At 58.1% G+C, this 12,479-nt stretch carries 11 protein-coding genes; 2 read left to right on the top strand and 9 right to left on the bottom strand.

Features of this window, described 5'->3' with window-relative positions:
• Positions 1 to 18 precede the first annotated feature (18 nt).
• Complete coding sequence (gene edd / locus FE840_RS07525) at positions 19 to 1,836, top strand: phosphogluconate dehydratase (RefSeq protein WP_138285461.1); 1,818 nt, start codon at positions 19 to 21, stop codon at positions 1,834 to 1,836.
• Positions 1,837 to 1,894: 58 nt separating this feature from the next.
• Here the strand turns inward: edd and FE840_RS07520 are convergent, their stop codons facing one another.
• Both FE840_RS07520 and FE840_RS07515 read right to left on the bottom strand, forming a co-directional pair.
• Entirely contained in the window at positions 1,895 to 2,602 is a 708-nt protein-coding gene (locus tag FE840_RS07520; protein WP_138285462.1) for an anti-sigma factor, read from the bottom strand.
• Positions 2,599 to 3,150 carry a sigma-70 family RNA polymerase sigma factor gene (locus FE840_RS07515; RefSeq protein WP_138285463.1) on the bottom strand — a complete coding sequence of 184 codons (552 nt, stop codon included), beginning with the start codon at positions 3,148 to 3,150 and terminating at the stop codon, positions 2,599 to 2,601. Before FE840_RS07515 ends, FE840_RS07520 begins: the two co-directional genes overlap by 4 nt.
• Before the next feature lie 261 nt (positions 3,151 to 3,411).
• On the opposite strand from FE840_RS07515, the gene FE840_RS07510 reads away from it, so the two are divergent.
• Entirely contained in the window at positions 3,412 to 4,197 is a 786-nt protein-coding gene (locus tag FE840_RS07510) for a DUF4394 domain-containing protein (RefSeq protein WP_138285464.1), read from the top strand.
• Between the two features lie 85 nt (positions 4,198 to 4,282).
• On the opposite strand, the gene FE840_RS07505 is transcribed toward FE840_RS07510, so the two are convergent.
• The 7 genes from FE840_RS07505 to FE840_RS07475 form a co-directional block, all read right to left on the bottom strand.
• Positions 4,283 to 5,623, bottom strand: coding sequence for a DUF2778 domain-containing protein (locus FE840_RS07505; protein ID WP_138285465.1), 1,341 nt, complete (start codon positions 5,621 to 5,623; stop codon positions 4,283 to 4,285).
• 189 nt (positions 5,624 to 5,812) lie between these two features.
• Positions 5,813 to 6,517, bottom strand: coding sequence for an SDR family oxidoreductase (locus tag FE840_RS07500; protein ID WP_138285466.1), 705 nt, complete (start codon positions 6,515 to 6,517; stop codon positions 5,813 to 5,815).
• 123 nt (positions 6,518 to 6,640) lie between these two features.
• On the bottom strand, positions 6,641 to 7,045 hold the full coding sequence (locus tag FE840_RS07495) for a hypothetical protein (protein WP_138285467.1): 405 nt from the start codon (positions 7,043 to 7,045) through the stop codon (positions 6,641 to 6,643).
• Positions 7,046 to 7,184: 139 nt separating this feature from the next.
• Positions 7,185 to 8,273 (bottom strand): ABC transporter ATP-binding protein, encoded by a 1,089-nt coding sequence (locus tag FE840_RS07490; protein ID WP_138285468.1) that lies wholly within the window; start codon positions 8,271 to 8,273, stop codon positions 7,185 to 7,187.
• A 15-nt stretch (positions 8,274 to 8,288) separates the two neighbouring features.
• Positions 8,289 to 9,947: a beta-galactosidase BglA gene (gene bglA / locus FE840_RS07485; protein ID WP_138285469.1), complete on the bottom strand. Its 1,659-nt coding sequence runs from the start codon at positions 9,945 to 9,947 to the stop codon at positions 8,289 to 8,291.
• 37 nt (positions 9,948 to 9,984) lie between these two features.
• Positions 9,985 to 11,148, bottom strand: coding sequence for a carbohydrate ABC transporter permease (locus FE840_RS07480; RefSeq protein ID WP_138285470.1), 1,164 nt, complete (start codon positions 11,146 to 11,148; stop codon positions 9,985 to 9,987).
• A gap of 13 nt (positions 11,149 to 11,161) precedes the next feature.
• A complete protein-coding gene (locus FE840_RS07475) occupies positions 11,162 to 12,403 on the bottom strand; it encodes a carbohydrate ABC transporter permease (protein WP_138285471.1) in 1,242 nt (413 codons plus the stop codon).
• Positions 12,404 to 12,479: the final 76 nt, after the last annotated feature.

Below are 12,479 nucleotides of genomic sequence, written 5' to 3'. Positions count from 1 at the left end.
GCTTAGGAGTTAAACTCAATGAGTGCAGACCGTCGCATTGAAGCCATCACCAAGAGGATTGTCGAGCGTTCCAAGCCGACACGTGAGCCCTATCTTGATCGTACACGGCGTGCGATTTCCAAGGGGGTCCATCGTTCGACACTGTCCTGCGGGAACCTCGCCCACGGTTTTGCCGTCTGTTCCGCCGGGGACAAGGCAAAGCTTGCCGGCGATGTCGTCCCCAATCTCGGTATCATCACCGCTTATAACGACATGCTGTCGGCGCATCAGCCGTTCGAGACCTATCCGGCGCTGATCCGTCAGGCCGCCTCCGAGGCCGGAGGTGTCGCTCAGGTTGCCGGTGGTGTTCCGGCCATGTGCGATGGCGTGACCCAGGGTCAACCGGGCATGGAGCTCTCGCTCTTTTCCCGTGACGCCATTGCGATGGCTGCAGGCGTCGGCCTGTCGCACAACATGTTTGACGCGGCACTCTATCTGGGCGTTTGCGACAAGATCGTCCCCGGCCTGATGATTGCCGCTCTGACATTCGGTCATCTGCCCGCGATTTTCGTTCCCGCAGGACCCATGACGTCCGGCCTGCCAAATGACGAGAAATCCCGCATCCGTCAGCTCTATGCCGAGGGCAAGGTTGGTCGTGCCGAACTGCTGGAAGCGGAATCGAAGTCCTATCATGGCCCCGGTACCTGCACCTTCTACGGTACGGCAAATTCGAACCAGATGCTGATGGAAATCATGGGCTTCCACATGCCCGGCGCTTCCTTCATCAATCCCGGCACGCCGCTGCGCGACGCGCTCACCAAAGAGGCGACGAAGCGGGCGCTTGCGATCACGGCGCTCGGCAACGAGTTCACGCCTGCCGGCGAGATGATCGACGAGCGCTCGATCGTGAATGGTGTCGTGGGCTTGCATGCGACCGGCGGCTCGACCAACCATACGATTCACCTGATCGCCATGGCGCGTGCCGGTGGGATCCAGCTCACCTGGCAGGACATTTCGGAACTCTCCGACATCGTGCCGCTGCTCGCCCGCGTTTATCCAAATGGCTTGGCCGACGTAAACCACTTCCATGCTGCTGGCGGCATGGGCTTCCTGATCAAGCAACTGCTCAAGCAAGGCTACCTGCATGACGATGTTCGCACCGTCTATGGTCAGGGTCTTGCCGCCTATACGATTGAACCCAAGCTTGCAGAAGATGGGACGGTTCTGCGGGCACCCTCGGCCGAAGAAAGCGCCGACCCGAAGGTGCTCACGACCATCGACAAGCCGTTCCAGCCGAATGGCGGCCTTAAGATGCTGACCGGCAATATTGGCAAGGCGGTCATCAAGATCTCGGCTGTGAAACCCGAGCGGCATGTCGTTGAAGCACCAGCCATCGTCTTCAACGACCAGCAGGAACTGCAAGATGCGTTCAAGGCCGGCAAGCTTGAAAAGGACTTCGTTGCCGTTGTGCGCTTCCAGGGTCCGAAGGCGAACGGCATGCCGGAATTGCATAGACTGACCCCGCCTCTTGGGGTACTTCAGGACAGGGGCTTCAAGGTGGCTCTCGTGACAGACGGGCGCATGTCTGGTGCCTCCGGCAAGGTGCCCGCCGCGATCCATGTGACACCCGAGGCAGTCGACGGAGGAGCGATCGCCAAGATCAGGGATGGCGACATGGTTCGTCTCGATGCCGTGGCCGGCACACTGGAAGTGCTGGTCGAGGCTGCCGAATTCAATGCCCGCGAAGCCATCAAGATCGATCTCGAAGGAAACGAATACGGCATGGGTCGCGAGCTATTCGCAAGCTTCCGCCGTATCACCGGCCCCGCCGACCAGGGCGCCAGCGTCTTCTTCTGATCGACCTGATCAAGCTGGACTGCGTTTGAGGCCACGCGCAAGCGTGGCCTCTTTATTGTCAAGGCCTCGGCGCCTTGGCAAAACCCTTGCCAATGATCGGGCCCGTTGGCTTGCCTGTCGGTGATCCACCGAGAGGTTCGACCGTGATTTCGTAAAGCTGTTCCTCGATCGGGATCGGAAGATCAGGTCCCCGGACTGTCGCCGTTCGCCAATCATCAAGCACGCCGAGTGAGACGGGACCGACATCTGCAGACGGCAGCGTCCACAACTGCAAGGACCGGTCATCCGCGACAGCGATATCAATCAGCGGCGTAACCTTCGCGGTGTCATTGCCGAAATCCTCGATCATGACGACCGGCTCGCCCTCGGCATTCATCAGGATAGCGATGACTTGCGGCTCCGTGCGGCTGACAAGGGTGTAAGACAAGGCACCGACGAGCAGCATAACGGCGGCCGCAGCGGACAGGCCGAATTTGCGCCACCAGGAGAGCCCGTTGTCATTGGCCGCCGTTGGCTGCACGGCGGCCCTCCCCGGTCGCTGCTGCGGACCGAGTTGCCGTTCAATTCTTGCCCAGAGATCAGCCGAGACGGGTGAAGTCGGCCCGACGAGGTCGAGTTCCAGAAACCGGTCGCGTGAGTCTGCCACGGCACGGACAAGGCTTTCGTTGTGTTCCATTTCCCGTTCGACGGCGCGAGATTCGTCATCATCCATCAACCCCAGGACATAGGCATCGGTGCGTTCGCTTAAGGTGTGCGAGGTGCTCATGCCATGCACTCCCTCAGCGCCACCAGTGAACGGCGGATCCAGGCCTTTGCGGTCCCAAGTGGCAATTTCAGCCGACCGGCAATTTCTCCATGGCTGTAGCCTGACACATAGGCCATCATCACGGTCTTCCGGCGCAGTTCATCGAGACGGCCCAGGCAGGCTCGCAGGCGACTTGCGGTATCAAGCTGATCGAAAAGATCGTGATAGAGTGCGTCCGCGCTTTCGTCCTGGAGCCGTTCGAGGCTTTCCGTCTCCGTTGGATCTTCACGACGGCCATCCCTCAGCGCATTCAACGATCGCGAGCGAACGATTGCAAAGATCCAGCCTTGGGCGGAGCCGCGGGATGGGTCGTACTGCCAGGCTTTATGCCATATCTGCACAAAGGCTTCCTGGACGATTTCCTCTGCAAGATCGTGGCGCCTCAGGATGCGCTCAGCCACCGTGACCATGCGATGCACCTCGCTCTCGTAGATCGCGGCCAGTGCGTTGCGGTCACCCGACGCGCAAGCCGTCAGCGCCTTTTCGAGTTCGTCCTGCCGTTCCCACATGCCCGCTCCTTGTGTGCCCATGGCTCGGAAGTAGGCATGAACACGCGTTTTGCAACGGTCGGCAAGCCTTCTTTGCCTCAAACCCGCGCCCTTCATCGTTACCTGCACAGCGTTCTCCTTCGACGGCTGGACACGGCAGGCAGAAAATTGGATGCAGCAAAAAAATCTTTTTCGCTCTGCATCCAAACGGCATTTGCCGCGTGTCTTGGCATCAGGAGGCACCAGGCCGGTGTCGCCACCATGCAAACGGGAGAGTTTTTTATGACCAGCATCCGTATCCTTAGCCTTGCAACCGCCACCGCCCTGTCAGCCTTTGGCGCCCAGGCCGCCCAAGTCGTCGGTCTCGCAGGAGACAAGACGCTCGTGATGTTTGACACAGCCAGCCCCGAGATCAGCAAGTCCATGGAGGTCACCGGTGTCGATCGGCTCGTCGGTATCGACTACCGCCCGGCCAACCAGACCATCGTTGGCGTGACGGCGGAAAACGTAATCGTTACAATCGATCCGGATACCGGAGCGGCGGCCGAGCTTGCGAAAATGGACAAGCCACTGACCATTGGCGACGCGCCTGTGGTCGTGAACTTCAATCCGGCAGCAGACCGGCTGCGCTACATGGCCGGCACCACGAACCACCGTGTGCATCCCGACACCGGCGAAGTGACCGTGGACGGGAGCCTGGCCTTCGAAGAGGGCGACATGCACAAGGGCGAAACTCCGAACACCGTCGCTGCCGCGTATACGAATTCTGTCGGAAAGCCGGAAAAGACCGCGATGTATAACATCGACGCAACGATCGGTGCGCTCGTCCAGCAGACGAAACCAAATGACGGCACTCTGAAGGCCATCGGCAAGCTCGGAATCGAAGGCATGCCGGAGACCTATGCCTTCGACATCGAGGCAGGTGCCGACGGCATGAACACCGCCTGGCTGGTTGCCGATAGCACGCTTTACACTGTCGACCTGAAAACCGGCGCGGCGACGAAGGCCGGTGACATCACGGGTGCGCCTGACATGGTCAGGTCGATCACCGTGATCCCCGCCATGTGACCAGGTGCCCGGTCGTGCCCGGCAGATGAAATGGCGGGCATGAACCCAAAAGAGCTCCGTGACACTATCGCGGAGCTCTCATTGGTCAAAGCATTGCCATGTATCTTGGCAGTTCTCGCATGCTTGGTACGACGACCAATGTCTTCACGTCACCGCGTTTGAACGCGTTGAGAAAATGATCATAGTTCTCGAAGACAACGCAACCTGAGCTGTCGCCACGGCGGCGCAGCAGGTAGGTGTGGGTCAGGAAGCCGTCCCGGTTGAACATCGGGGCTGAGCCGACAGGCGTCATGCGAATAGCCTCGACACCATGGAAGCGTGCTTCGCGCATGCGCAGGCTGTAAACATTGGGTGGCGTGGCGCCCTTATTCTTCACATGCACATAATTCGGATTGTCGCGCATGTGCCCTCGACCGGAATGAGCACGCAGCTTATCGCCATTCGGCATGTGGACGACAGCGTCTTCGATGACATAAACGGCAATGCGGCTTCCCGGTCCGGGCAGTTTGGACTTGCGGTTGAAGATGCCACCCGCCCCGTCATCCGTGGTAATGGGATTGTCGGGCTTGGCATAGGCCAGCATATTCAACAGCGTCTTCTTTGGCTTCTCCGGGCTTTGAGCGACCGCTGGAGCTTCAGGTGCTGGTATTCGCTGGATGGGCGGTCTTGCCTGCGGTCTGGCGCTCGGCAGCGGGCCGGCTTCAGGAAGAGTGATGTGATCGCTGGGCGGTTCGGACAAGAGCTCGACAAAGGGCAATTCGCTCTCATCAGTACCGAGGGCCGAAACATTGGCGCTGGCAGGCGAGGCATAGCCGAGAGCCAGCGTTTGTGAGGCGGTTGCTCTGGTCGGCACGGATGCTGTCATGACCGGATCGACGTCATCGACAATGCTGCGCTTTTCATGCGCGTTCACAGCCCGGCTTGCCTGTTCGCGATGCCGTTTGGCCTCCAGCAGAACATCACGCAGGATTTCAAAGGCCTGAGGTTCAGAGAAGGCGTGGCGCCTCGCCAGAAGCAGACGATCCGATTTCTCGATCTCCGTCATTTCCATAGTGGGCGGGAGCATCAGAAGACTGATGTGATCGGTCTCGGCAATGACAGCCGCAAAACGCTCGCGCATGGCCTTCAGGGCGCGATACTCCTCAACGGACGAGCGCTCATCACTTGCAAAGGGAGCCTGCTTGATCGGTATGACTGCAGTCGCAATCTCGGGACGGGGCAAGACATGGCCGGGCGCCACAGCAACGGGCATAGTCGCCCCTGACAGCCCCTTGACCATTGCCAACGTAGCGGTGAGCCAGAGTGCGGCAGCAATGGCGACTATCGTGCCGGCAGGAACCAGAGATCCCCGATCAGATCGCCGAGATACAACACCCTTGACGCCATCCAAGAGGCCAAACGCAACAGGCTTGATTGGCAAAACCATACTCACACTCGCTACAGGACGCACTTGGTCGGCGTTTACAGCCGACCTGAATACACACGCCCGAATGTCCTCGGCCATCCGAGCGCTACTGACAAATAATGAATATGTTTGGTAACCAAGTCGTTTACATGACCGCACTGTTTGCGACTAATCACAACGATGAACAAGCGGTGCTTGAGATCGGTCGCTTCACACCGAGCGCATCAGGCCACCATCTACCTTGATGTTCTGGCCGGTAATGTACCCTGCGCCATCAGACAAAAGAAATGCGACGGTCGCGGCGACCTCGGCTTCGGTCCCATATCTCTGCATCGGAACTGTGGCACGACGCTCTTCTGTTTGGGGCAGGCTGTCTATCCAGCCAGGCAGGACATTGTTCATGCGGATGTTTTCGGATGCATACGTATCTGCAAACAACTTCGAGAATGCAGCCAAGCCAGCCCGCGCAACGGCTGATGTGGGAAACATGGCTGATGGTTCAAAAGCCCAAGCGGTCGATATATTGACGATTGCGCCGGACTTCTGCGTCTGCATGATCGGGGTGACAAGTCGCGTCGCTCTGATAACGTTCAGGAGGTAGATATCCAGACCCCTGTGCCAGTCGTCATCACTGATTTCCAAAACTGCCCCACGGGGGCCATGGGCGGCACTGTTGACCAATGCGTCGATCCGGCCCCATTTCGCCATCACTTCGTCAACCAGCTTCTTGAGATCCTCATTCGACTGATTGGACCCGGTCACACCAAAGCCGCCGAGCTGATTTGCAAGAGCTTCACCTTTTCCAGATGAGGACAGGATCGCTACCCGGTATCCATCCGCAGCAAGCCTGCGGGCGGATGCGGCTCCCATGCCGCTTCCACCGGCGATCACAATGGCAACTTTAGCAAATGACATGGCTTGGCTCCTCTGTTCCTGCGGCAGAAGAGACAAGCCTTGGCCTGTTATGTCCAGTCAGAAATCCTGAAGCTGTTGCGAACGAAGTTAGACGCTAACGTGGCGCCTGCCCGATCGAACTGACTACCAGCTTCTCACGTCCAGAACGCGATCCTTGTGAGCCGGATGGGTCGAGAAGACGAAGATCCGGTCGAGCTCTTTCTCACTCAGGAGACGTAGGAAGCGGATCTCTGCCGTGTTGTTCGTGTAGGTCTTCATCAGCAGGGCACCAACTTTCGCGATGCGCGCATCCGGAATATCAAGGTAGAACTGCTTCGGCAGATTGACATTGGCCAGCAAGGCGACAACTGCACCACTTCTCGAAATCCGGATGACGTCGCAACGTCTTGAAGCCATGTGCGTCATACCGTTCTCGGTATATTCAAGACGCCCTGCATTCATCGTGTCTTCCATGCGGAACCGGTTCTCCCGGTCATACATGAATGACTCTTCCTTCTTGAGAAAATGAGATCCTGTCGATGTTCTCATTGCTGCCGCCCTATTTTTCTTCCTTGTTATAGGAAAAAGCTAGCGCGGATTGCTTAACACTCGGTGTTCCCCGATTTTCAAATCGGGGTTGAGCAAGGCTCTGCACTTCTGTGGTGAACAGAGCCTTAAACTCCGCTCATTATCGGCGATAGGTGTGACCGGTTGCATCGAAGAGGTGCAACTGGGTACGGTCGGCGACGAAACGAACCTTTTCACCCTTCTTGATATCGACGATACCGGGAAGCTTTACGACGATCGGCTCTTCTTCCACGGGCCCATCAACATAGAGCATCGTCACTTCGCCAAGCGCTTCAACGATCGAGATGGTGCCCTCAAACAGGAAGTGATCATCAGTCGTGATGGACAGATCCTCGGGCCGGACGCCAAAACTTGCCGCCTTCCCCTGTTCCGACGATGCCGTCTGGATATCGACAGCCACTTCACTGCCGTCCTTGAGCTTGATGCGCGTGGCGTTACCGGTTTCGGTGATGGTCGCCGGCATGATGTTCATTGCCGGTGAGCCAATGAAACGGGCGACGAAGAGGTTTGCCGGGCGCTCGTAAAGCTCGAGCGGTGGTCCCACCTGCTCGACCTTGCCTGCCGAGAGGACAACGATCCGGTCCGCCAGCGTCATCGCTTCGACCTGGTCATGCGTGACGTAGATCATCGTCGTGTCAGGCATGCTCTCGTTGAGCTTGGCGATTTCGATACGCGTTGCAACACGCAAGGCTGCGTCCAGATTGGACAGAGGCTCGTCGAACAGGAAGACCTTGGGATTGCGGCAGATTGCACGACCGATCGCCACACGCTGGCGCTGACCGCCTGATAAGGCCTTTGGCAGGCGGTCGAGATAGGGCGCAAGCTGCAGGATCTCCGCTGCGGCGCGAACGCGACGATCGATCTCGTCCTTGCTTTCGCCGGCAATACGCATGCCAAAGGCCATGTTGTCGTAGACAGTCATGTGCGGATAAAGCGCATAGGACTGGAACACCATGGCGATGCCACGCTTGGACGGGGGAACATCATTGACAAGCTGGCCGTCGATATACATCTCGCCGCCGGTAATGTCCTCAAGGCCCGCGATCATGCGAAGAAGCGTCGACTTTCCACAGCCAGACGGGCCAACGAAGACGATGAACTCGCCTTCCTTGATCTCGAGGTTGATGCCGTGCAGGACCTTGACCTGCCCGTATGCCTTGCGGATGTCCTTGAGAACCAGACCCGTCATTCTTATTCCTCCCAATCAGGCATGACGCGCGAAGTATGCGCCCCATGCCGGCAAGTCCACGTTAGTTCCGTTCACTTTGCTTTCAAAGCCGTGTCCTTCAAGCGCGACCCATTCGCCCGACGGTAAGGCCAGGCTTGCCACTTCTCCTGTCATATTGAACAGGCAGAGGAGCGTTTCGTTGCCGGCTGAGCGCGTATAGGCGAGCTGGTTTTCCGGCATCTGGACAAACTCGATATCGCCCTTTGCGAATGCCGGGTGTAGTTTGCGGAACGCAAGGAAACGCCGATAATGCTCCAGCACTGTCTCCGGCCTGCCTTCCTGCGTATTCACGGCACGCAGCACGTGCTCCACAGGGATGGGGAGCCAGGTCTTGTCGGCAGTCGAAAAACCAGCCTGATTGGCATGGGTGTCCCACACCATTGGTGTCCGGCAGCCGTCACGCCCCTTGAACTCTGGCCAGAACTGGATGCCATAGGGGTCCTGCAAGTCCTCGAAGGCAATGTCGGCCTCGGTCAGGCCGAGCTCTTCGCCCTGATAGATGCAGACCGAGCCACGCTGCGTCAGTAGAAGAGCCGAAAGCATCTTGGCATAGGCATCTCGATCCAGCACATCGGCGCCCCAGCGGGACACATGGCGGACAACGTCATGGTTTGAGAAAGCCCAGCAGGCCCAGCCATCCGGTGCAGCTGCCGAAAATGCCTTCTGCGTCTGCTCTATGACAGAGGGGGTCAGAGGTTCCGGGGCCAGAAACTCGAAGGCGTAGCACATCTGCATCTTGTCATTGCCGGACGTGTATTCGCCGACAATTTCCAGACCGCGCTGGCTGTCACCGACTTCACCAACGGCAGCGATTGCCGGATACTCGTCCAGGAGAGCCCGGAAGCGCTTCAGGAAAGCGATGTTTTCGGGTCGGTTCTTGTCGTAGATATGCTCCTGGAAGTTATAGGGATTCACGGCTGGTGCCGTGGAGGCGTTTCGCCGCTCCGGTGCCAGCGGTGGATTGTCCCTCAGTTCCTTGTCATGGAAGTAGAAGTTGATTGTGTCGAGCCGGAAGCCGTCGACGCCGCGATCAAGCCAGAAACGGGTGGCAGCAAGCAAGGCGTCCTGGACCTCCGGATTGTGGAGGTTGAGGTCCGGCTGGGAGGTCAGGAAGTTGTGCAGATAATACTGCATTCGCGTCGGGTCCCATTGCCAGGCAGACCCACCGAAGATCGATAGCCAATTGTTGGGCGGCGAGCCGTCCGGCTTGGGATCGGCCCAGACATACCAGTCAGCCTTGGGGTTGACGCGGCTCGAGCGGCTTTCGACAAACCAGGCATGCTGGTCGGAAGAGTGGGACATGACGAGGTCAATCATCACCCGCACGCCAAGCCTGTGGGCTTCCGCAATCAATCCGTCAAAATCTGCGAGCGAACCGAACATCGGGTCCACGTCGACATAATCCGACACGTCGTAACCGAAGTCCTTCATCGGAGACTTGAAGAATGGCGAGATCCAGATCGCGTCAGCACCCAGTGCCGCTACATGAGGAAGCCTTGCAGTAATCCCCTTCAGGTCACCGATGCCATCGCCATTGGAATCCTGAAAGGATCGCGGATAGATCTGGTAGATCACCGCGCCACGCCACCAGTCCTTGTCGGCGGCAAGAGGCGATGGAGGTGTAGATGCACTCATTTACTTGGGTCCTGCTGGAGTTGATTGCGTCCTGGTATCAGCCACCCTTGACCGAACCGGCAAGGAGACCGCGCACGAGGTAACGCTGCATGAAGAGAAAGACGAGAAGCGGCAGGGCAATCGACACGAAAGCAGCCGTTGCCAGGATCTCCCAGTTTCCGCCACGCGTGCCGAGAAGCTCGACGATCTGGTTGGTCATGACGGTTGTTTCGCCTGTGGCGTCGATCAGGAACACCTTGGCGACCAACAGGTCGTTCCAGGTCCACAGGAACTGGAAGATCGCAAAGGAGGCCAGCGCCGGGAATGACAGTGGCAGGATGATCCTGGTGAAGATCTGGAAGTCCGTTGCCCCATCGACCTTGGCGCATTCGATGATGTCGCGAGGAAGGCCGACCATGTAATTGCGCAGGAGATAGATCGCGAGAGGAAGGCCAAAGCCGGTATGGGCGAGCCACACACCGAGATAGCCCTTGCCAATACCGATCTCGAGATGGAGCCGCAGAAGCGGTATGAGAGCGAGCTGAAGCGGAACCACGAGCAGCGCAACGACGGCTGCAATCAACAGAGCCCTTCCTGGAAACTGCATCCATGCCAGCGCATAGGCCGCGAAGGCAGCAATAACAATCGGGATGATGGTGGCTGGTATCGTCACGGTCAGCGTGTTGAAGAAGGCCCGCGCCATGGAATCTGTGCTGGACCCAGACAGCAGCACGGTATCATAGTTTTGCAAGGTGAATTCTGGGGGCACTTCCGCCGTAATAAAGAGGCGTTCACCACGGCTTCCGGTTATTTCCGTGGGGCTCTCGATGCGATAGTCACCGTTTTCCTGCAGCGTGACCTCGGCGCCATCACCAAGTGGGGCCGTATCGCCAGGCTGGAAATCGCTGATGGCCCGGGAAGATGTTCCCCAAGCGGATATAGCCGCCGTTACCGACGAGCCGTTCTGCGAAAAGATGTTGCCGTCAATCACGAAGACCCCGCCCTCCTCGCGCTGTGTCGAGGGTGCGGCAGTTCGCAGGATCAGGTTCTGCTCCTGGGCAAACAAGGAGTTCCACCAGCCGCTGGTCGCGATCTGATCCGCCGTCCGGAACGACGACACGAAAAGACCGATGGTTGGCATCAGCCAGAGGGCTACCAACACGAAGACCGAGATATGAACCGCCCAGACCAGGCCGGATTTCTTGCCCACGATGTTTGACATGGCTCCCTCCCCCTCAGCGCAGTTCTTTGCGTGCGTTGTAGATGTTCCAGATCAGGATCGGCAGGACCAGGAACATGATGACCATGGCACTGGCGGAGCCAACGCCCCAGTCGTTGGCACGGAACAACTTGTCGAACATGTAGTTTGCCAGAACCTGGGTCTCCCACTGCCCGTTGGTCATGGCGAAAACGATGTCGAACACCTTGAGCACCACGAGGGTGATGGTGGTCCACACCACGACGACCGTCCCCATGATCTGCGGGACCTTGATCTGGAAGAAGATCTCAAAGTCATTGGCGCCATCGATGACAGCAGCCTCGATCGTCTCCTCCGGAATGCCGCGCAGGGCTGCCGACAGGATCACCATGGCAAAGCCGGTCTGGATCCAGATCAGCACCACCATCAGAAAGAAATTATTCCAGAACGGGATAGTCAGCCATGTCTGTGGCTCACCATAGGGATAGTCGAACACGACGACCGATGCGATGGCGCCCAGAGCCTCGTAGCAGAGCCACAGGCCAACCAGGGAAATGAGGCCACGAAAAATCAGGCTGGCCATCCCGGACTTCGTGGCCCGCCGACGCTCGTCCATCAATGGAATCAGGGTCTGATACAACCCGTAGACGACAAATGCGATGAAGGCCAAAAGGATCAGCACAGGCGCAATCCGTAACACGAGGACTGAAAACCAGTCCCCGTTGAAGGCCAACCAGATCGCATTCAGGATGCCGATCTGCTCTTCACCTGCCGGACGGGTGTCATAGACGAGCTTGAAAATGACCGATGCACCCACGAACGAAATTGCCATGGGCATAAAGATCAGTGATTTGGCAATATTGCCCCAGGAAATACGATCGGTCAGCTGCGCTGCGAGAAGCCCGAATGCGGTTGAGGCTGCGGGCACGACGGTCAGCCACAGCATATTGTTCCAGATCGCTTCCCAGAACTTTGGCTCATCAAACATGCGCTGATAATTCGCCAACCCGACGAAGGCACCGCCAGCATCACGATCCGTCAGCGACAGCCAGAAGGTCGCGACCACCGGATAGGCCAGATAGAGACCAAGTGCAAAAATCGCTGGAAACAGAAAAAGCCAGGGACGCACCATATTCGCACGGTTGATATTGCGACCGGCATTTGGCCCGCTGGCCGGAAAGAGAACTTTGTCGATGAACAGATTGGAGAAGTAGAAATACCCCACGCAACCGCCAACGCCCACAATTATGGTGATCAGAGCCTGCAATGCTGGATTCATGACGTTTCTCCCCCCGCCAGCTTTTCTTATCGTTGGGAACCGTCCGGGCCTGAGGCCCGGACGATAACAGCAAGCT

Origin of the sequence: Peteryoungia desertarenae, from assembly GCF_005860795.2 — a bacterium.
In the GTDB taxonomy this organism is placed as follows: Bacteria; Pseudomonadota; Alphaproteobacteria; order Rhizobiales; family Rhizobiaceae; genus Allorhizobium; species Allorhizobium desertarenae.
The sequence above is the reverse complement of the archived record's forward strand: the minus strand, read 5'-3'. Positions and strand labels throughout refer to the sequence as shown.

What these genes read in the sequence shown, in the direction of transcription:
- edd (WP_138285461.1), top strand. Translation starts at nt 19, where the DNA reads ATGAGTGCAGACCGTCGCATTGAAGCCATCACCAAGAGGATTGTCGAG.
- FE840_RS07510 (WP_138285464.1), top strand. Translation starts at nt 3,412, where the DNA reads ATGACCAGCATCCGTATCCTTAGCCTTGCAACCGCCACCGCCCTGTCA.
- FE840_RS07495 (WP_138285467.1), bottom strand. Translation starts at nt 7,045, where the DNA reads ATGAGAACATCGACAGGATCTCATTTTCTCAAGAAGGAAGAGTCATTC.
- FE840_RS07475 (WP_138285471.1), bottom strand. Translation starts at nt 12,403, where the DNA reads ATGAATCCAGCATTGCAGGCTCTGATCACCATAATTGTGGGCGTTGGC.
- bglA (WP_138285469.1), bottom strand. Translation starts at nt 9,947, where the DNA reads ATGAGTGCATCTACACCTCCATCGCCTCTTGCCGCCGACAAGGACTGG.
- FE840_RS07490 (WP_138285468.1), bottom strand. Translation starts at nt 8,273, where the DNA reads ATGACGGGTCTGGTTCTCAAGGACATCCGCAAGGCATACGGGCAGGTC.
- FE840_RS07480 (WP_138285470.1), bottom strand. Translation starts at nt 11,148, where the DNA reads ATGTCAAACATCGTGGGCAAGAAATCCGGCCTGGTCTGGGCGGTTCAT.
- FE840_RS07505 (WP_138285465.1), bottom strand. Translation starts at nt 5,623, where the DNA reads ATGGTTTTGCCAATCAAGCCTGTTGCGTTTGGCCTCTTGGATGGCGTC.
- FE840_RS07515 (WP_138285463.1), bottom strand. Translation starts at nt 3,150, where the DNA reads ATGTGGGAACGGCAGGACGAACTCGAAAAGGCGCTGACGGCTTGCGCG.
- FE840_RS07500 (WP_138285466.1), bottom strand. Translation starts at nt 6,517, where the DNA reads ATGTCATTTGCTAAAGTTGCCATTGTGATCGCCGGTGGAAGCGGCATG.
- FE840_RS07520 (WP_138285462.1), bottom strand. Translation starts at nt 2,602, where the DNA reads ATGAGCACCTCGCACACCTTAAGCGAACGCACCGATGCCTATGTCCTG.